We start from the raw sequence: 19,050 nt of genomic DNA, 5'->3' as shown, positions 1-19,050 counted from the left end.
ACGAACGAGGATCAGGTCGGGAAGTCAACAGGGTGCAACAGAACGTGAGTTGAACGTCGCTGAGCGTGTGCGGCTCAGCGGGCGTCTTCGGGCAGGAGGCGGGCGAGGGTGCGCACGGCCCGGTACTGGAGGGTCTTGATGGCGCCCTCGTTCTTTCCCATCACGCGCGCGGTCTCCGCTACGGACAGGCCCTGCAGGAAGCGGAGCGTCACGCACTCCTGCTGCTGGGGGTTGAGCCGTCGTACGGCGTCCAGCAGGGCGGCGTTGGACAGGGACTCCAGGACGGAGTCCTCCGGGGAGCGCTCGACCTCGTTGGCGTCGAGCATCTCGCCGGTGGTGACCTCCAGCCGGAAGCGGCTGGACTTGAAGTGGTCGGCGACGAGGTTGCGCGCGATGGTGACCAGCCAGGCGCCGAAGTCGCGGCCCTGCCAGGTGAAGGTGCCGATGCGGCGCAGGGCCCGCAGAAAGGTCTCACTGGTGAGGTCCTCGGCCGTGGCCTTCCCGCCCACCCGGTAGTAGATGTAGCGGTACACCGTGTCGCTGTACTGGTCGTAGAGGCGGCCGAAGGCCTCGGCCTCGCCGGCCTGGGCGCGCTCCACGAGGTCCATCATCCGGGCGCTGTCGCTGTCCGCGGCCGGGCGGCGGACGGTGGTCGCGCCGGCCGGGCGCCCTCGCCTGCCGGGCGCACGCCCGTCCCCCGAGCGGCGTCCGTCGACCACGGCGCTGCGCGCCTGAGCCTGCTCCATGCCGTCGGCCAGCGCGTAGCGCGGGCCCACGGGGGCGGCAGTGGCGAATGCGGGACCGGCGTACGCGGTGGGGACGAGACCGCGCAGCAGGTCCAGGACCGTAGCGCGGAGCGTTGCCAGGCCCGAGGCGTCAACCCCGACGTTTGCGTACACGGGACTCCCAGAGGCAGAGCTTCCATCACGTGCAGTGCGGAACCGTTCACCCGTCGTAGCGACGGAGGGGTACCGGTTTGCGTCTGAGGAGAATAACGCTTCGTATAGGTGCTGCTACACCGAGTTGCTCAAATCGTCGATTACGTCGCTTCCGTAACCGATTGACGCCCGATCAAGTGCAACAGAGTGACCGTTTGTTGATCGATCGAGTTCGCGTTCCGGTGACTCCGGGGCATGTTGTGGCGGTGTACGGCCAACAGGAATGGCCAGGCCAGTGCGTGGGTACGTTCGACAGCTTGCCCCGGGATCCGGGTGTGGCGCGGCCCGATCAGAGGCGTCGCCCGGGAAAACTCCGTCAACGGAGCCATCCGGCCACCTGGGGGACGGCAGTGGTCCCGGCGGCGGGGTGCCGGCGGCCGTGCCGGTTACCGGCGTCGCCGGTGCAGGGCGATCGCGGCCGCCGTGCCGCCGGCCACCGCGCCCACGCCCGCCGCCGCGGGGATGCCGACCTTGGCCGCCTTGCGGCCCGTGCGGTAGTCGCGCAGCCGCCAGTCCATCTCGCGGGCGTGCCGGCGGAGCTTGCTGTCGGGGTTGATGGCGTAGGGGTGGCCGACCAGGGACAGCATGGGGATGTCGTTGTGGGAGTCGCTGTACGCGGCGCACCGGGACAGGTGCAGCCCCTCCGCCGCCGCCAGGGCGCGTACCGCCTCCGCCTTCGCCGGGCCGTGCAGGGGCTCGCCGACCAGTCGGCCGGTGTAGACGCCGTCGATCGACTCGGCCACCGTGCCGAGCGCGCCGGTCAGTCCCAGGCGGCGGGCGATCACCTGGGCGATCTCCACCGGCGCGGCCGTGACGAGCCACACCTTCTGGCCCGCGTCCAGGTGGGCCTGCGCCAGCGCGCGCGTGCCGGGCCAGATCCGCTCGGCCATGTACTCGTCGTAGATCTCCTCGCCGATCGACTGCAGTTCGGCGACGCGGTGGCCCTGGACGATGGACAGCGCCGAGTCGCGCGCCTCCTGCATGTGCTCGGGGTCCTCGACGCCGGCCAGCCGGAACCACGCCTGCTGCCAGGCGAACCGGGCCAGCTCGCGGGTCTCGAAGAACTTCCGCTTGTACAGGCCCCGGCCGAAGTGGAACAGCGCGGCGCCCTGCATGACGGTGTTGTCCAGGTCGAAGAAGGCGGCTGCCTTGTCGTCCCCCTGGACCGGGAACGGCGTGTCCTCCGGCGTGGAGGGCACGCCCTGTTCTTGGGTGGACTTGCGCGCTGCCTCCGCCGAGGCCTCGCCTGCCAACACGCTCCGCGCCGTGGCGGAGCGCCTACGGGGAGTGAGCCATCCGAGAGCGGCCATGGCGTGAGCATAGCCAGTACGCGGGGTGGTTCCGGACGCGAGAGGTTCGCGGCTCGTGAACTCTCTGCGACGGTGTCGTTAAAGAAGTCGCGCGCCCGGCGCGTCGGCGCGCGGATCGGGCAGGCCGGGCGCTCGCGGCCCGGCTCGCGCGGGCGGGGTTCCGCACCGCCGCGACGGCGCGAGAATGGCCGACATGAGTCCCATCTTCCGCCGCAAGTCCCCGGCCCCCCGGGACCGGCTCGTCACGCTGATCCGCAAGCCGGGCTGCCATCTGTGCGACGACGCGCAGGCCGTCGTGGAGAAGGTCTGCGCCGACCTCGGCGTCCCCTGGGAGGCGAAGGACATCACCCAGGACCAGCGGTTGCACGACGCGTACTGGGAGCAGATCCCGGTGGTCCTCGTCGACGGCGCCCAGCACACCTTCTGGCGCGTGAACGAGGAGCGTCTGCGCAAGGCACTGACCGACTAGTACAAACGGCGGGAAATTCGCTTAGGATCGACGGCGTCTTGGTCTCGGGGGCGGGGATCGTAGAGGAGAGTGTGCGGTTTTGCCCCCAACAACGAAGGAGCGCGGGTGCGTGTGCGCCGGTTCCTCACCGGTGCGCCGGGGGCGCGTGACCCCGGTCACGTTGGCCGGGCAAATCGGACACCATCTTTGTGCACGCGTTCACAAAGACATAGCCTGCATTCGACGGGGCGGTCCGGGGACGTACGACCGCCCACAGCCCCGCTCTACCCGCAGGAGCACCGTGGCAACTGGCCGAACTCACCGACCGGCGACCCGCAGCCGAGGGATTCCCGAGGCCACCGTCGCCAGGCTTCCGCTGTACCTCCGAGCCCTGACCGCGCTGTCGGAGCGCTCGGTCCCCACGGTCTCCTCCGAGGAGCTCGCGGCGGCGGCGGGAGTCAACTCCGCCAAGCTGCGCAAGGACTTCTCCTACCTCGGCTCCTACGGGACGCGCGGCGTGGGCTACGACGTCGAGTATCTCGTGTACCAGATCTCCCGCGAACTGGGCCTGACCCAGGACTGGCCGGTTGTGATCGTCGGTATCGGTAACCTCGGCGCCGCACTCGCCAACTACGGCGGCTTCGCCTCCCGCGGTTTCCGGGTCGCCGCCCTCATCGACGCCGACCCCGCGATGGCCGGAAAGCCGGTCGCCGGCATCCCGGTCCAGCACACCGACGAGCTCGAGAAGATCATCCAGGACAACGGCGTGTCGATCGGCGTGATCGCGACCCCCGCGGGTGCCGCCCAGCAGGTCTGCGACCGCCTGGTGGCCGCCGGGGTCACCTCCATCCTGAACTTCGCCCCGACCGTGCTGTCCGTCCCCGACGGCGTCGACGTGCGCAAGGTCGACCTCTCCATCGAGCTGCAGATCCTCGCCTTCCACGAGCAGCGCAAGGCCGGCGAGGAGGCCGCCGCCGGCGCGCTGCCCGCCACCGCCGCCCGCGGCGAGTCCGCCGACCAGGGACCCGACGGGGACGTGCCCGCCGTGATGCCGGCATGAGTCTCCTCGTCGTCGGGCTGAGCCACCGCAGCGCCCCGGTCAGCGTCCTGGAGCGGGCCTCGCTGAACCAGGACGCGCAGTTCAAGCTGTTGCAGGACACCGTCGCCGCCGAGCCGGCCGCCGAGGCCGCCCTGCTGGCCACCTGCAACCGCATCGAGCTGTACGCCGACGTGGACAAGTTCCACGCCGGTGTCGCCGAGCTGTCCACGCTGCTCGCCCAGCACAGCGGGGTCGGCCTGGAGGAGCTCACGCCCTACCTGTACGTGCACTACGAGGACCGGGCCGTCCACCACCTGTTCTCGGTGGCCTGCGGCCTGGACTCGATGGTCGTCGGCGAGGGCCAGATCCTCGGCCAGATAAAGGACTCGCTGGCCAGGGCGCAGGAGCTGCACACCGCCGGACGCCTGCTGAACGACCTGTTCCAGCAGGCGCTCAGGGTCGGCAAGCGGGCCCACTCCGAGACCGGCATCGACCGCGCCGGACAGTCCCTGGTCACCTTCGGACTGGAGCAGCTGTCCGCGGGCGCGGACGTGCAGACCTGGGCCGCCGGCAAGAAGGCCCTGGTCATCGGCGCCGGGTCGATGTCCTCGCTGGCCGCCGCGACGCTCGCGCGCGCCGGGGTCGCCGAGATCGTCGTCGCCAACCGCACCCCCGACCGCGCCGAGCGTCTCGCCCGGATCCTCACCGAGGGCGACGACACGGACGTGCTGGCCCGCGCGGTACCGATGGACGCGGTGCCGTTCGAGCTGACACGTGCCGATGTCGCCGTCTCCTGCACCGGCGCGACCGGGCTGGTCCTGCCGGCCGGGACGATCGCCGCCGCGGTCGAGGGCCGCACCGGACGGCCGGTCGCGGACGTCGGCGGCCGGCACCGGGCCGAGGTCGCCGAGGACCGCCGTACGCCGGCCGGGAAGGACGTCCGGGACACGCCGCTGCCGCCCACCGGCGTGGGCGGCGAGGAGAACTGCCCCCTGGACCTGACCGCCGTGCAGGCAGGTTTCTCCGTGGCCGGTGAGGCCGCCGTGGCCGGCATGGACGCGGCCACCCTGGAGCAGCACGCCACCTGGGTGGACAACGGCACCGTGGACCGCCGGGAGTCCGCCCGCCGCAGCGCCGAGGCCGACGCCGAGCTGATCACCGCGCTCGCCGCGACCGTCGCGACCGTCGGCCGCATCCCCGAGCGTCGCAAGCCCGAGCAGGTCACCGAGGCCCCGCGGCCGGAGCCGGTGCTGTTCCTCCTCGACCTCGCCATGCCGCGCGACGTCGACGCGGCCGTGCACCGGCTGACCGGGGTGCGCCTGGTCGACATCGAGTCCCTCGCCGAGGCCTCCGCGGACGCGCCGATGGCGGCCGACGTCGACGCCGTACGGCGCATCGTCTCCGACGAGGTCGCGGCCTTCGGCGCGGCGCTGCGGGCGGCGCACATCACGCCCACCGTGGTCGCGCTGCGCAGCATGGCCGCCGACGTGGTGGCCGGTGAGATCGCCCGCCTGGAAGGGCGGCTGCCCGGCCTCGACGACAAGCACCGCGCGGAGATCACCCAGACCGTGCGGCGCGTCGTGGACAAGCTGCTGCACGCGCCGACCGTCCGGGTCAAGCAGCTCGCGGCCGAGCCCGGCGGCGCCGGGTACGCGGACGCGCTGCGCACCCTGTTCGACCTCGATGCCGAGACGGTTGCCTCCGTCTCCCGGGCGGACGGCGAAAAGAACATCGACGACAAAGTCGACACGAGCGTCAAGAGCGTCGACTCGAGCGTCAGGAACGTCGGCGCGAACGTCGACACGAACGGCAGGAACCGAGGGCCGGCATGAGTGACAAGGCACGTGAGGCCCTGCGGCTGGGGACGAGGCGGAGCAAGCTCGCCATGGCCCAGTCCGGGCAGGTGGCGGACGCCGTGAGCCAGGTGACCGGACGGCCCGTCGAGCTCGTCGAGATCACCACCTACGGTGACACCTCGCGCGAGCACCTCGCGCAGATCGGCGGCACGGGCGTGTTCGTCACGGCGCTGCGTGACGCGCTGCTGCGGGGCGAGGTCGACTTCGCGGTTCATTCGCTCAAGGACCTGCCGACCGCGCAGCCCGAGGACCTGGCCCTGGCCGCCATACCGGAGCGCGAGGACCCGCGCGACGTGATCGTCGCCCGGGACGCGCTGAAGTTCACCGACCTGCCCCGCGGGGCGCGCATAGGCACCGGCTCGCCGCGCCGCATGGCGCAGCTGAACGCGTACGCGCGCAGCCACGGGCTGGACATCGAGACGGTCCCGATACGCGGCAACGTCGACACGCGCATCGGCTTCGTCCGCGGCGGCGAGCTGGACGCGGTCGTGCTGGCCGCGGCCGGCCTGAACCGCATCGGCCGCGGCGACGAGGTGACCGACTTCCTGTCGGTCGACACGGTTCTGCCCGCCCCCGGCCAGGGGGCACTGGCGATCGAGTGCGCCGCGGACAACGCGGACCTGATCGCCGCGCTCGCCGAGCTCGACGACCCGTTCACCCGGGCCGCCGTGACCGCCGAGCGGTCACTGCTCGCCGCCCTGGAGGCCGGTTGCAGCGCCCCTGTGGGCGCGCTGGCCGACCTTCTGGCCGACGGGCAGATTGTCAAGGAAATGCGCCTGCGCGGCGTCGTCGGCACGACCGACGGCACCTCGCTGGTGCAGCTGTCCACCACCGGTCCCGTACCCCGGACGCATGAGCAGGCGATGGCGCTCGGTCGCGAACTCGCCACCGAGATGCTTGCCCAGGGCGCGGCCGGTCTGATGGGGGAGCGAGCACATTGAGCCCCACCACCCTTCCCGCCGGTCCTGAACACGGGCACGTCACCTTCCTCGGTGCCGGACCCGGAGATCCGGGACTGCTCACACTGCGCGCCGTCGAGGCGCTGGCGAACGCGGACGTCCTCGTCGCCGAGCACGAGGTGCTCGACGTCGTGCGCACGCACGCCAGGCAGGGCGTCACCGTCGTGCACACGGACGGCGGTCCTTCCTCGGACCAGTCTCCGGGCACGGGCACGCCCCAGCTGACGGTCGTTGACGGCACGTCAACATCCGCTGGGATTCCCGCAGTGCGGGATGCCGCACATCTTGTCATGGAGGCCGCGCGGGGCGGCAGGCGGGTCGTCCGTGCGGTGTCCGGGGACCCGGGACTCGATACGTACGCCGCCGAGGAAATGCTCGCCTGCGCCGCCGCGGGTGTGCCCTTCGAGGTCGTCCCCGGCATCGCCAGCGCCGTCGGCGTGCCCGCGTACGCCGGTGTACCGCTGCGCGACGCGCAGGGTGCCGACGTGCGGTTCGTGGACGCCCGTACGGCCTCCGACCGCTGCTGGACCGAGGTCGGCGCCTCGGACGGCACGGTCGTGGTGTCGACCACGCTCGACTCGGTCGCCGCGGCGGCCGGGGAGCTGGTGTCGGCGGGCCGCAAGCCGGACACCCCGCTGAGCGTCACGGTCGCCGGTACGACCACCCGCCAGCGCACCTGGACGGCGACCCTCGGCACCATCGCGCAGACCCTGAAGCAGGCGAAGGTCCTGCCGTCCCCGGACGGCGGGCGGCCGGTGATAGCCGTGGTCGGTGAGCGTTCCGCCGCCGCGCAGCGCGACCAGCTCTCGTGGTTCGAGTCCAAGCCGCTGTTCGGCTGGAAGGTGCTCGTGCCGCGCACCAAGGAGCAGGCGGCCTCGCTCTCCGACCAGCTGGTGTCCTACGGGGCGGTGCCGCACGAGGTCCCGACCATCGCCGTGGAGCCGCCGCGCACGCCGCAGCAGATGGAGCGCGCGGTCAAGGGCCTGGTGACGGGCCGCTACGAGTGGATCGCGTTCACGTCGGTCAACGCGGTCAAGGCGGTCCGCGAGAAGTTCGAGGAGTACGGCCTCGACGCCCGCGCCTTCGCCGGCATCAAGGTCGCGGCGGTGGGCGAGCAGACCGCGAAGGCGCTGATCGCCTTCGGCGTGAAGCCGGACCTGGTGCCGAGCGGGGAGCAGTCCGCCGCCGGTCTGCTCGAGGACTGGCCGCCGTACGACCCGGTCTTCGACCCGATCGACCGTGTCTTCCTGCCGCGCGCGGACATCGCCACCGAGACGCTCGTCGCCGGGCTGATCGAGCTGGGCTGGGAGGTCGACGACGTCACGGCCTACCGGACCGTGCGCGCCTCGCCGCCCCCGGCGGAGACCCGTGAGGCGATCAAGGGCGGCGGCTTCGACGCCGTGCTGTTCACCTCCTCCTCCACGGTGCGCAACCTGGTGGGTATCGCGGGCAAGCCGCACAACGTGACGGTGATCGCGTGCATCGGCCCCGCCACGGCCAAGACCGCCGAGGAGCACGGGCTGCGGGTCGACGTCATGGCCCCGGAGCCGTCGGTGCTCAAGCTGGCCGAGGCCCTGGCCGACTTCGGCGCCCGGCGCCGCGCGGCCGCGCTGGAGGCCGGGGACCCGGTGACCCGTCCGAGCGAGCGCCGTCCGGGGGCGCGCAGGCGCCGGTCGACGACCTGATCCGAGGCGGAGCACCCCTGACGGGTGCTCCGCCTCGCCCGTTCACCGCCCGCAGGCGTACGGCAGGAAGGTCGCCCAGGCGGCGGGGGTGAAGGTGAGGCGGGGGCCGGTCGGGTTCTTGGAGTCGCGGACGAGGATGTGGGTCTCGTCCGGGGTTGCCACTTCGACGCAGTCGGGGCCTTCGTCCGTGCTGTAGCTGCTCTTTATCCACTCCGCGTCGTGGGACTTGAGGGTCATGTCTCTCCCAGCACGTTCTCGATGAGGGCCGTCGACTCCCGTGGGCTGAGAGCCTGCGCCCGGATGATTCCATAACGCATGTCGAGGAGTTGCACCTCTTTCGGGTCGGAGATCACACGGCTGATGTGCTGCACTTCGACGTGCCCGACCGTGGTGCCGTCCTTGAGCCTGAGCAACCTGAACGAACCGGCGAGGCCGGAGTTCTCCACGCGTCCCAGCGGGAGCACTTGGAGGTCGACGTTGAGGAACTCGGCGACCTCCAGCAGCCGTTCGAGTTGAGCGCGCATGACCATCTTGCCTCCGATGGGGCGGCGCAGCGTCGACTCGCACTGGACAAAGCTGAAGACAGGTCGGGCATTCGCAGCGTCGACGATCTCCTGACGGGCGACGCGAGCGGCTACCCGCTGCTCCATCTCGTCCCCGGTGAACGGCGGCCGACGAGCGCTGAAGACGGCTTTGGCGTACTCCATGGTCTGCAACAACCCATGGATGACGGAGTTGTTGTAGGCGCACAGCTCGACCGCTTCCGCCTCCAGCCTCTTCAGATCCCGCACCTTCTTCGGGTACCGGACCTCCGCCACGTCCTGCTTGAGCGCCGCGATCTTCCCGCCCGCGCCCAAAACCTCATCCGCCGCGTCCAGATACTCCGGTCGGGGAATCCGTCGCCCCCTCTCCACCGAGGACACCAGCTCCTCCCCGTACCCGATGGCCGCCCCGAACTCGGCCTGGGTGAGGCCGGCCGCCTCCCGCCACAGCTTCAGTTGCCGTACGACGGTCCGCATCACGGCCCCGGCCTCGTCGTCGTCCGGCCCCGCTTCCCACTCGCTCACGTCCGCCGCCCTCCTGCCGCGCGCCCTTCCCCGGACCAACTCCCTGCGCCCGCGTCCGGTCACCCCGGGCAGCCCGGACAGAACCGGACCCCGCACGTACAGCCACCGGCCGTACGAGCCCTCCGCCTTCGCTAAGTGCTCGCGAGTGGACACAGTGTGTGACGGGAATGGAGAACGCCCCCACCGCAGAGAAGGGATGTCGCATGACGCCGATCGCACCCGAGGCCCCCTGGGCGATGCGCCTGGTCACTGACCGGCTTCCGGCCGGGTTGCCGCCGTACGCGGCGGTGACGCTCGACCCCGTCACGCAGACCGCCCGCTACACCGACACCGCCGGGCGGCCGGTCGAGATGGGCAAGCACGGGACGTCTAAGACGACCAGCACGGCCTCCGTGTCCGGGGGCGGTGACGGGAACGGTCCGCAGCCCCAGACGCAGGACGACAGCACCACCGACTACGAGTCGGACTGACCGATGGCCTCCACCGTCCTGGTCGTCACCGCGCTGGAGGACGTCACCGCGGACTGGGTCGTCAGCGCGCTGAACGAGCGTGGGGTGCCTGTCGTGCGCGTCGATCCCGCCGACATCGGGGCCGCCCTGACGTTCGGCTTCCGTATCGACGGGGGCCGTCCGGTGTGGAGCGGGCGGTTGCGTACGGCGAGCCGGGAGGTGGAACCGGGGGAGGTGGCGGCGGTCTACCACCGCCGCCCCACTCCGTACGGCGCCCGGTTCGCGCACCTGCCCCGGCAGCAGGGGGACTTCGCCGCCACCGAGGCGAGGCACGGGCTCGGCGGCGTCCTGAACGACCTGCCCGGTGCCCTGTACGTCAACCACCCGGCCGCCGTGGCTCGTGCGGATTTCAAGCCCGCCCAGCTCCGCAAGTTCGCCCGACTCGGCCTGAAGATCCCTCCGACGCTGATCACCAACGACGTGAGGGCCGCGCAGGAGTCCGCCGCCGAGCACGGCCCCGTCGTCTGCAAGACGTTCCGCGGCCTCCCCGCCGCCGACGACGGGCACACCGGGGCGATCTGGACCCAGCGGTTGGACCCGCAGACCTTCGACGAGACGCTCGCCGTGACCGCGCACCTCTTCCAGGCCGAGATCCCCAAGACCGGTGACGTGCGGGTGACCGTGATCGGCCGCCGTGTGTTCGCCCAGCAGGTCGCCGCACCGGACGGCGCGCTGGACTGGCGCCGGGGCGACTGGGATGCCCTGCTCCACGCCTCCATCACCGTGCCGCCGCGCGAGGCGGCGCTGCACGCCTATCTGGCTTCGTTCGGCCTGGTCTTCGGCTGTTTCGACTTCGCGCTCACCGGCGACGGTGACGACCCGGAACACTGGACCGCGATCGAGTGCAACCCGAACGGACAGTGGGGCTGGCTTCCCGACGCCCCGGCCATCACCGAGGCGTTCGCCGACGTCCTGACCATGGAAACGGAAGGAAAGGGCAGGCCATGACGATGCCCCTCGACCCCGAGGCCGACGCCGCGCGGCTGCGCGGGGCGATGGCGGAGGACCTCACCGCACGCGGGTTCCTGGACGATCCGGCCTGGCGTGCGCCGGTGGAGACGGTGCCCCGGCACCGGTTCGTGCCCGGCTTCTACCTGCCCGGCGGCGAACGGGGCGGGCGGGGGCTGACCGTATGGCAGCCCGTCACTGCCGCGCTCGATTACGGGCGTTGGCTGGCGGCCGCGTACTCCGACACCACGCTCATCACCCAGTTCGACGGTAACGAACCCGACTGGAAGGTCCCGGCCGAGCGCCACGGTGGTGCCCCGACCTCGTCCTCCACCCTGCCGTCGCTCGTGCTGCGGATGTGGGCCGACGCCGATGTCCGGGAGGGGCACACCGTGCTGGAGATCGGCACGGGGACGGGCTACTCGACCGCGCTGGCCTGCGAACGTCTCGGTTCCGGCGGCGTCACGAGCATCGAGGTGGACGGGCGCCGGCTCGAACAGGCCGCGAGTGCGCTGCACGCCTGTGGTTACACGCCGACGCTCGCGGTCGCGGACGGACTGTACGGGTACTGGCCCGAGGCCCCGTTCGACCGGATCGTGTCCGCCTGCTCCTTCCGGGCCGTGCCGCCGGCCCTGGTCGCCCAGACCCGGCCGGGCGGAAAGATTCTGCTGACGCTCTCGGGCTGGCTCTACGGGTGCGCCCGTGTGCTGCTCACAGTCGCCGAGGACGGCACCGCCGAGGGCCGCCTGCTGGGCGGTACGGTCTCCTTCATGTCGGCGCGTACACACGCGGCGCCGGCCTTCGGCAACCCCGCCCACTGGGCCGCTGAGCTGACGGGGGAGCCGCGGGCCGCTCGACATGCCCCTGAGCGGATCACTGCCGCCACCGAGGAGGCCTTCCACCTGCGCTTTCTCGCGCAGAGCGCCGTACGCGACGCGCAACTGGTCACCGTCGGCGATGTCGTGCACCTGGTCGACGTGGTGAGCGGGTCGGCCGCCACGCTGACCCCGGACGGCGACGGTGGCCGGGAGGTGCGGGAGGGTGGGCCGGTGAGGCTGTGGGAAGGCGTCGAGCGGGTTCTCGACGCCTACGACGCGGCCGGAGGGCCGGGACCGGAGACCTTCACCCTGTGCGTCCACGAAGACGGACAGCATCTGCGGCACCCGCGGCTGCCCTGTCTGTCGCTGCCGTCGCCCTGACGGGTCCAGACCCCGCCGCTCGCGGCGCCCTCCCCGGGGCCTACCCGAACGCCCGCGCCAGGTCACCCCGTACAGCCCGGACGGAACCGGACCCGCTACGGACAGCCACCGGTCGCACGGGGTCATTGTCTTCACGGAATAGGCGTACGCGAACACGCTGAGTGATGTGAACCAGGAAATCGCCGCACCGAGCACCCCGCTGCACCAGTTCTCCGTGCCGTTGTCCGCCACTCGTCGAGGCGCCCGTCTTGCCCGCCTGCTCGCCACCGAGCAACTGAAAGCCTGGGGGATGCCGTTGGACCCCGCCCGGTTGATCGTTTCCGAACTGGCGGCGAACGCCGCACTGCACGGCCGCGTCCCCGGCCGCAGCTTCCGCCTCACCCTCTCCGTGTTCCGGTCCGCCGTACTCCGCATCGAGTTGGCGGACACGCGAGGTGACCGACTGCCCGTCAGCCCTCGGGCGACCGTCGGCACGCCCGCCGAGTCGGGGTACGGGCTGCTGCTCGTCGAGGAACTGTCGGACCGCTGGGGCGTGCAGTGCGGGCCGGTTCCCTGCAAGACGGTGTGGGCGGAACTGGATCTCCCCGCCGTCGCTGTCTGCGATGCTGACCCGCATGGGTGAGGGAGATCGCGAACGGCGCGTGGGTGGGGCTCACTGGTTACGGCGTCGTGCAGGTGCCGTGGTGTTGACGTGCGTCGGTACGGGACTCGCCGTCGTGCACGTGCCGGCGCCGGACCTGCGGATCGACGGTGTGACGGTGATGCTGCTCGTGGTGGCCGTCGTGCCGTGGCTCGGGGAACTGTTCCGCAGCATCGAGGTGCCGGGTATCGGGAGGATCGAGTTCCGGGACATCGAGCGCAGGATCGAGGCCGTCCAGCGGACCGCGAACGCGGCGCTCGTCGGTGACGGTCCCGAGGGCGGGGGCGTGGACGACACCGCCGCCATGGGAGCCGTCCGGGAACTGGCCGCCGAGTACGTGAACGTACGGCTGCAGCAGCGCAGCGGCCCGGCGCGGAACCACCGGATGGACCAGGTCTTCACCCGCATGGTGCGCGCGACGCAGCGGGTGCGGGTCTTCGACGCCGGTGAGTGGCTCGGTTCCGAGAACGCCGGCCTGCGTCTGGCGGCCTACGCGCGCCTGTACGCGATGCCCGAGCCGGAGGCGCTGGAGGCGCTGGTGGTAGCGGTGACCGGCGAGCCGCTTCCCTTCAGCCAGTACTGGGGGCTTCAGGCGGTCGGCCGGTGCGTGGACGACATGGCGGCGGAGCAGGTGCCGCTCAGTGTGGTCCGCCGCCTGGAGGAGTTCCGGTCCGGGCTGTTCCGGGCCAACGACCGCAAGGAGATCGTCGATCGGGTGCTCGCTGGGTTCGGCCGGCGCTGAGCGTGAGGGGCGGGTGCCGGGTCGGCACCCGCCCGCCGCGCTTCGGTTACGCCGCCGTGCCGCCCGCGTAGTCACCGTTGAACGTCGTTTCGACCGTCTGTGCCACCGGCTGGGCCACGCCCGTGCCGGTGAGGATGATGCCCAGTTCCCGGTTGTTGCTGAGCGAGTTGCTGCTGATGTTCATCGAGCCCGCCTCGACCTCCTGGGTCGCCAGGCCGTAGTCGCCGACCATGGCCTTGGCGTGGATGTAGAAGCCGTTGGGGTCGGAGTAGCCGACGACGGTGCCGCCGGCGGCTTTGACGGCGGAGACCTCGCTGGCGTAGTTGGAGGGGTTCTCCAGAACGACCCGCACCTTCACGCCGGCCTTCGCGCGGGCCACGATGGCGTTGACCACCGTGCTGTCGCTGAACTCCAGTTCCTCCACGTCGAGGGTCTTGGTGGCGGCGTTGACGAAGGAGACCAGGCGGTTGCGGGAGTCGGTCGGGGACCACAGGAGGTGGTCGCCGTCGGTGGGGGTGATCGAGGTGGCCGTGTAGTCGGCGTCGAAGACCTTCTCGATGGAGGCGACGTCGCGGGTGTCGTCGGTGAACACGCCGTAGTCCCTGCTGGTCGTGTAGTACTGGGAGGTCAGGTTCCCCGTCATGACCAGGGATTTCACGCCGTCCACCGTGATCGTCTTCTGGTGGGTGTAGACGAAGGCGGAGGAGGACCAGACGACGCCTATCCCCGCGTTCGTCAGGGACGTGTACGCCGAGTTGTTGGCGCTCTGGTGCTGTCTGTCCAGGATGACGCGGACGGTGACGCCCTTGTTCTTCAGGGCTATGAGGTCGTTGACGGCCGTCGTGTCCTCCAGCTCGTACATGGTCATGTCGAGCTTGCTGGTGGCCGAGTTGATGAAGTCGTAGATGGTGGGCTGGCTGCCGCTCTGGGAGAAGGCGAACGCGGAGTAGCTCGCGGCGTTCGCGGGGACGGCGGTGGCGATGATCGCGGCGCCGGCGGCCAGGGCGACGCCCGCCCGGCCGAGGACCTTCCACAGCATGCGTGACTCCTGTAGGGAGGAGGGGAAGTGCTAGTGGCGCGTGCATGACACCACGCGCGTAGAACGCTGGGGAGGCCTGCGGCTCCAGGGACGGCCAGGGGAGCGCAAAGACTTGGTATCGGCGTACCGCTATGCCGGGCTTGGGGCCTCTCGTGCGGCCGACAGGGCGTCGGCAAAGGCACGGGAGTGACGGGCGTAGCTTAGAGGTATGACGAAGTACGGATCCTTTCCCGGTACGCGTCCTCGTCGGCTGCGGACCTCGCCCGTCATGCGGCGAATGGTCGCCGAGACACGACTGCACCCCGCCGACTTCATCCTCCCGGCGTTCATCAGGGAGGGCGTGAGCGAGCCGGTGCCGATCTCGGCGATGCCCGGGGTCGTGCAGCACACGCGGGACAGCCTGAAGAAGGCGGCCGCGGAGGCCGTCGAGGCCGGGGTCTCCGGGATCATGCTCTTCGGGGTGCCGGAGGACGCGAAGAAGGACGCGGCCGGGACGTGCGGGACCGATCCGGACGGGATCCTCCAGGTCGCCCTGCGGGACGTGCGCGCCGAGGTGGGGGACGACCTGCTCGTCATGTCCGACCTGTGCCTGGACGAGTTCACCGACCACGGGCACTGCGGCGTCCTCGACACCGAGGGGCGGGTCGACAACGACGCCACCCTCGAGCGGTACGCCGAGATGGCGCAGGTGCAGGCCGACGCGGGCGCCCACGTCGTCGGGCCCAGCGGGATGATGGACGGCCAGATCGGCGTCGTCCGGGACGCGCTCGACCAGATCGGGCGTGAGGACGTCGCCATCCTCGCCTACACCGCCAAGTACTCCTCCGCCTTCTACGGGCCCTTCCGCGAGGCGGTCGGTTCCTCGCTGCAGGGCGACCGGAAGACCTACCAGCAGGACCCGGCGAACCTGCGCGAGTCGCTGCGGGAGCTGGCGCTCGACCTGGAGGAGGGCGCGGACATGGTCATGGTCAAGCCGGCCGGGCCCTACCTGGACATCGTGGCCCGCGTCGCCGACGCCGTGGACGTGCCCGTCGCCGCCTACCAGATCTCCGGCGAGTACTCGATGATCGAGGCCGCCGCCGAGAAGGGCTGGCTCGACCGCGACCGGGCGATCCTGGAGACCCTGACCGGCATCAAGCGGGCCGGCGCGCGCACCATCCTCACCTACTGGGCGACGGAGGCCGCGCGGAAGCTGCGCTGAGCCCCCGCCGCCCCGGCGGCCACCGTCGTCCGGCGGTGGCCGCCGGGGCTCGCGCGCGAATGTGGGTCACCGGGGTGTGGAAAGCATCAAGTCCCCCCGGAACTTGGGTGGTTGACTAGTAGTTGCTCGTTGAAGAGACTGACCACCTCACCAGGAGACCCCCATGTCCGGTGACGCTCTCAGCCAGGATCCCGTCGCGCTCCAAAGAAGAATCGACACCACGAAGGCGCATCCGGCCCGGGTGTACGACGTCTTCCTCGGCGGCAAGGACCACTACCCCGTCGACCGCCGGGCGGCCGCCGCCGCGCTCGCCGCCAACCCGCGCGGCTATCTCGACGTACGACACAACCGCGACTTCCTGCGCCGCGCCGTGACCGAACTGGCGGCCGGCGACGGCATCCGGCAGTTCCTCGACATCGGCACCGGTCTGCCCACGGCCGAGAACGTCCACCAGATCGCCCAGCGGATCCACCCGGACTCCCGGGTGGTCTACGTCGACAACGACCCCGTCGTCCTCGCCCACGCCCGCGCCCTGCTCACCAGCGGCCCCGAGGGCCGTACCGACTACCTCGACGCCGACCTGACGGACCCGGCACGCATCCTCCAAGAGGCCGCCGGGCTCCTCGACTTCGACCGGCCGATCGCCCTCTGCCTGGTCGCCGTGCTGCACTTCGTCGAGGACGCGGAGGCGCACGCCATCGTGCGCGAGCTGCTCGACGCCCTGCCCTCCGGCAGCCGTCTGGTCGTCAGCCACCTCACCGAGGACCTCAACCCGGAGAACGTCCGCGCCGTCCAACGCACCTACACCGAGCGCGGCTTCACCTTCGTGCTGCGCTCGAAGGCGGAGGTGGAGCGCTTCTTCACGGACAACGCCCTCGACCTCGCCGACCCCGGCGTCGTCCCCGCCCACCGCTGGCGCCCCGACCACGCGGCCCCCGTCCCGGAGCAGCCGGACGCGACGTACCTCGCGACCCTCGACGACATCGACAAGGTCCGCTACCGCGACATCGACGACGCGACCGACGCCGACATCAACGTGTACGCGGCGCTGGGCGCCAAGCCCTGACGGCGGGAACCCCGGACCCGCCCCGCCCGGCTCCGGTCGGCCGGCGCTCGCCCCGCCCGGCCGGAGCCGCGGTCAAGCGGTCAGCGGTCAGTCCCACCAGAACGACCACACCCGCTCCCCGACCAGCTCCTCGGCATAGGCGCGCAGGGTCTCCGCCGCGCCCTGGGCGACGTTGTCCGGGCAGAACGCGAAGTGCTCCGCCGCCACCGCCTCCGCCTCCGCGAGGGTGGTCGGCGGGGCCGCCACGGAGACGACGAGGATGTCGAAGCCGAGCGCCACGACCCGTATCCCGAAGCGGTCCTCCCAGGAGCGGAGCACCGCGCACAGCCGGGCCACGTCGTTCTCGTGGTTGACCGGGCCGCTCCAGCCGATCGCGGCGGGGATGTCGGCGGAGCGACGGGCCGGGACCAGGGCCAGACGGGGCTGCTTGAACCAGTCGCCGCGGCCGTCGCTGAGCGCGTCGGCGACGTCGGCGGCCCTGACGTCGGGGTCGGCGGCGAGCACGGCGGCGGGGGCGAGGCCGGGCCAGTCCGGGCCGAAGGGGGCGGCCTTCTCCTCGTACGTCGCCGGCTCACCGAACAGCTCCACGACCTTGTCCCGGCCGGGGTGGTCCTCACCGGCGCCGGCCTCGTACGCCGCGTACTCGTCCCAGTAGGAGGCCAGTACCTCCTCGGCGTCGTGGTCCCCCGGATACGACGTCTGACGGGGCCGCAGGTGCCAGTGCTCCAACCCGCCCTGGGTGCTCCCCACGTCCACGAGGAGCGGCAGCAGGCCCACGCGCGCCGCCGGAGCGCCGAGCGCCGCCCAGTTGCCGGGCGACGCGTCCCGGCCCGCGTGCCACAGCAGCGGTTCGTCCGCCGGGCCGTCGTACGTCGTGTCGAGCAGGACACCGGGCGGGAGTTGCAGTCCGAGGGAACGCCCGCTCGGGTCGGACGCCAGCTTGGGCAGCGGGTTCGGAAGAGTCGCCATGCCGGTGACTGTAGGGGCGGCCACTGACAACCGGCCTCGGCAGGGGAGCGGTTGCCCCTCCGTGGGCACGGCCGCCCGCCTGGGGTTCAGCGGGAGGCGTGCGAGCCGGAAGGCGGACGTCCGCGCGAGACGCTCATCCGCAACCGGCTCGCACCTCCGCCGTCCGCCCCGGGCTCAGGAGCTGCTCTGGGGGGCTCCGCCGGAGCCCCGGCGGTTGCGGCCCGTCGGACCCGTCGCACCGACGGACTGATGCGTCCCGCCGGTGTGCGGGACTCCGTGGTGGGTCAGGACCTTCATGATCTCCGAGGCCAGAGACTCCGCCAGGGCGGGGGCGAGGGACTCGGCCAGTGCCTTCGCGAGGGTCTGCGCGAACAGCACCCTCTCCAGTTCCGAGGACCGGGAGGACGGCGGTTGGGACAGTGACGCCATGGCCGCTTCCACCAGGGCGGCCGCCATCGGGTCCCTTCCGTACCTCATACCGGTGGTGCCGTGCGGGCCTCCGGCCTCGCGCACCATTTCCTCGAAGACCTCGTCGATGAAGGTCTCCAGGGGATCCCGTTCCGATTCTCCGCCGGACTCAGCTGCCATTGTGTGGTTCCTTCGATTCCTCGGTTGCCGTACGGGGCCTGCCCTCCGAAGGCGACGCTCGCCGCCTTCGGAGGGCAGGGTGTTGCCATGTCCTAGCGGCGCATCAGCGCGGCGAGGAGCAGCGGGTGCTCGACCAGGGGCTCGCCCCCGCGCTCCTCGCGGCGGCGGCGCATCAGCGCGGCGAGGAGGAGGGGGTGCTCGATGATCGATTCCTCCCCGCGCTCTTCGCGGCGGCGGCGCATCAGCGCGGCGAGGAGGAGGGGGTGCTCGATGATCGATTCCTCCCCGCGCTCTTCGCGGCGGCGGCGCATCAGCATGGCGAGGAGGAGGGGGTGCTCGATCCCCGGCTCTTCGCGCTCCTCGCGGCGGCGCATCAGCGAGGCGAGGAGGAGAGGGTGCTGGATCAGCGCTTCGCCGCGCTCCTCGCGGCCGCGCATGAGCGCGGCGAGGAGGAGCGGGTGCTCGACGATCGACTCTTCCCCGCGCTCCTCACGACGGGCCAGCATGGCCGCCAGCAGGATGGGGCCGATGCCGGTTTCCTCTCCGACCTCTTCCGCGCCGACCTCTGTCTTCTCCCGCGTGGGGGTCTCCGTCGTTGCCGTCATGTTTTCCTCTTTCCGTGGCGCATGACTCGGCGGAGTGCTCGGCCTTCAGCGGCCGGCCGCTCCGCCCTTCACCGTCATCGTGGAGGGGGGCGGGGCCGGTCGCATTTCGATCTTGCGCCTCAGGTCCAAGGCCGTCGCGGGGGCGCGGGGGAGCCGACCCACCTGTTCGCCAAGGGGGCCAAGGCCGCCCCCTTGCCCCGGAGATATGCCCGTACCCTCCCCCAAGCGGGTGACGAACTCAC

At 71.5% G+C, this 19,050-nt stretch carries 20 protein-coding genes; 12 read left to right on the top strand and 8 right to left on the bottom strand.

All coding sequences use genetic code 11. The annotated features are described in order from the left end of the window. Positions 1–74: 74 nt before the first annotated feature. Positions 75–899, bottom strand: coding sequence for an ECF subfamily RNA polymerase sigma factor, BldN family (locus ACIPM1_RS23055; RefSeq protein WP_356187255.1), 825 nt, complete (start codon positions 897–899; stop codon positions 75–77). A 425-nt stretch (positions 900–1,324) separates the two neighbouring features. Then, on the bottom strand, positions 1,325–2,248 hold the full coding sequence (locus tag ACIPM1_RS23050; RefSeq protein WP_356187257.1) for an HAD-IB family hydrolase: 924 nt from the start codon (positions 2,246–2,248) through the stop codon (positions 1,325–1,327). 184 nt (positions 2,249–2,432) lie between these two features. Here ACIPM1_RS23050 and ACIPM1_RS23045 point away from each other — a divergent pair, with 184 nt between their 5' ends. From ACIPM1_RS23045 to ACIPM1_RS23025, 5 genes are all read left to right on the top strand, one after another. After that, positions 2,433–2,717 carry a glutaredoxin family protein gene (locus ACIPM1_RS23045; RefSeq protein ID WP_356187260.1) on the top strand — a complete coding sequence of 95 codons (285 nt, stop codon included), beginning with the start codon at positions 2,433–2,435 and terminating at the stop codon, positions 2,715–2,717. 280 nt (positions 2,718–2,997) lie between these two features. After that, the gene (locus ACIPM1_RS23040; protein ID WP_402437488.1) at positions 2,998–3,756 is read left to right on the top strand and encodes a redox-sensing transcriptional repressor Rex; all 759 of its coding nucleotides are present in this window, start codon (positions 2,998–3,000) and stop codon (positions 3,754–3,756) included. Continuing rightward, entirely contained in the window at positions 3,753–5,567 is a 1,815-nt protein-coding gene (locus ACIPM1_RS23035) for a glutamyl-tRNA reductase (RefSeq protein ID WP_402437486.1), read from the top strand. Before ACIPM1_RS23040 ends, ACIPM1_RS23035 begins: the two co-directional genes overlap by 4 nt. Continuing rightward, positions 5,564–6,532 carry a hydroxymethylbilane synthase gene (gene hemC, locus ACIPM1_RS23030; RefSeq protein WP_402437484.1) on the top strand — a complete coding sequence of 323 codons (969 nt, stop codon included), beginning with the start codon at positions 5,564–5,566 and terminating at the stop codon, positions 6,530–6,532. Before ACIPM1_RS23035 ends, hemC begins: the two co-directional genes overlap by 4 nt. Then, positions 6,529–8,235, top strand: a complete 1,707-nt coding sequence (locus tag ACIPM1_RS23025; RefSeq protein ID WP_402437482.1) for a uroporphyrinogen-III synthase — start codon at positions 6,529–6,531, stop codon at positions 8,233–8,235. The genes hemC and ACIPM1_RS23025 overlap by 4 nt, the downstream gene beginning before the upstream one ends. A gap of 42 nt (positions 8,236–8,277) precedes the next feature. On the opposite strand, the gene ACIPM1_RS23020 is transcribed toward ACIPM1_RS23025, so the two are convergent. Continuing rightward, positions 8,278–8,472, bottom strand: a complete 195-nt coding sequence (locus ACIPM1_RS23020; RefSeq protein ID WP_402437480.1) for a DUF397 domain-containing protein — start codon at positions 8,470–8,472, stop codon at positions 8,278–8,280. Further along, on the bottom strand, positions 8,469–9,302 hold the full coding sequence (locus ACIPM1_RS23015; protein ID WP_402437478.1) for a helix-turn-helix transcriptional regulator: 834 nt from the start codon (positions 9,300–9,302) through the stop codon (positions 8,469–8,471). The genes ACIPM1_RS23020 and ACIPM1_RS23015 overlap by 4 nt, the downstream gene beginning before the upstream one ends. 203 nt (positions 9,303–9,505) lie before the next feature. Here ACIPM1_RS23015 and ACIPM1_RS23010 point away from each other — a divergent pair, with 203 nt between their 5' ends. The 5 genes from ACIPM1_RS23010 (at position 9,506) to ACIPM1_RS22990 (ending at position 13,340) form a co-directional block, all read left to right on the top strand. Further along, positions 9,506–9,772 (top strand): putative ATP-grasp-modified RiPP, encoded by a 267-nt coding sequence (locus ACIPM1_RS23010; RefSeq protein WP_402437476.1) that lies wholly within the window; start codon positions 9,506–9,508, stop codon positions 9,770–9,772. Positions 9,773–9,775: 3 nt separating this feature from the next. Further along, entirely contained in the window at positions 9,776–10,759 is a 984-nt protein-coding gene (gene tgmB, locus ACIPM1_RS23005; protein WP_402437474.1) for an ATP-grasp ribosomal peptide maturase, read from the top strand. Next, positions 10,756–11,958: an ATP-grasp peptide maturase system methyltransferase gene (gene tgmC, locus ACIPM1_RS23000; protein ID WP_402437473.1), complete on the top strand. Its 1,203-nt coding sequence runs from the start codon at positions 10,756–10,758 to the stop codon at positions 11,956–11,958. The genes tgmB and tgmC overlap by 4 nt, the downstream gene beginning before the upstream one ends. Before the next feature lie 166 nt (positions 11,959–12,124). Next, a complete protein-coding gene (locus ACIPM1_RS22995) occupies positions 12,125–12,580 on the top strand; it encodes an ATP-binding protein (protein ID WP_402437471.1) in 456 nt (151 codons plus the stop codon). Between the two features lie 61 nt (positions 12,581–12,641). Then, on the top strand, positions 12,642–13,340 hold the full coding sequence (locus ACIPM1_RS22990; RefSeq protein WP_402437469.1) for a hypothetical protein: 699 nt from the start codon (positions 12,642–12,644) through the stop codon (positions 13,338–13,340). A gap of 46 nt (positions 13,341–13,386) precedes the next feature. Here the strand turns inward: ACIPM1_RS22990 and ACIPM1_RS22985 are convergent, their stop codons facing one another. Beyond that, positions 13,387–14,379, bottom strand: a complete 993-nt coding sequence (locus tag ACIPM1_RS22985) for a phospholipase D-like domain-containing protein (RefSeq protein WP_402437467.1) — start codon at positions 14,377–14,379, stop codon at positions 13,387–13,389. A gap of 208 nt (positions 14,380–14,587) precedes the next feature. Here ACIPM1_RS22985 and hemB point away from each other — a divergent pair, with 208 nt between their 5' ends. Further along, the gene (hemB, locus tag ACIPM1_RS22980; RefSeq protein ID WP_402437465.1) at positions 14,588–15,580 is read left to right on the top strand and encodes a porphobilinogen synthase; all 993 of its coding nucleotides are present in this window, start codon (positions 14,588–14,590) and stop codon (positions 15,578–15,580) included. A 163-nt stretch (positions 15,581–15,743) separates the two neighbouring features. Then, positions 15,744–16,646, top strand: a complete 903-nt coding sequence (locus tag ACIPM1_RS22975; protein ID WP_402437463.1) for an SAM-dependent methyltransferase — start codon at positions 15,744–15,746, stop codon at positions 16,644–16,646. Positions 16,647–16,733: 87 nt separating this feature from the next. On the opposite strand, the gene ACIPM1_RS22970 is transcribed toward ACIPM1_RS22975, so the two are convergent. The 3 genes from ACIPM1_RS22970 to ACIPM1_RS22960 form a co-directional block, all read right to left on the bottom strand. Beyond that, positions 16,734–17,615 carry a DUF4253 domain-containing protein gene (locus tag ACIPM1_RS22970; protein ID WP_402437461.1) on the bottom strand — a complete coding sequence of 294 codons (882 nt, stop codon included), beginning with the start codon at positions 17,613–17,615 and terminating at the stop codon, positions 16,734–16,736. 174 nt (positions 17,616–17,789) lie between these two features. Further along, on the bottom strand, positions 17,790–18,203 hold the full coding sequence (locus ACIPM1_RS22965) for a hypothetical protein (protein ID WP_402437459.1): 414 nt from the start codon (positions 18,201–18,203) through the stop codon (positions 17,790–17,792). 92 nt (positions 18,204–18,295) lie between these two features. Then, a complete protein-coding gene (locus tag ACIPM1_RS22960) occupies positions 18,296–18,808 on the bottom strand; it encodes a hypothetical protein (RefSeq protein WP_402437457.1) in 513 nt (170 codons plus the stop codon). Between the last annotated feature and the right edge of the window lie 242 nt (positions 18,809–19,050).

The organism is Streptomyces sp. NPDC086766 (genome assembly GCF_044746005.1).
GTDB lineage: Bacteria > Actinomycetota > Actinomycetes > Streptomycetales > Streptomycetaceae > Streptomyces.
Note: the sequence above shows the minus strand (reverse complement) of the source record. Positions and strands in the feature narration are given on the sequence as shown.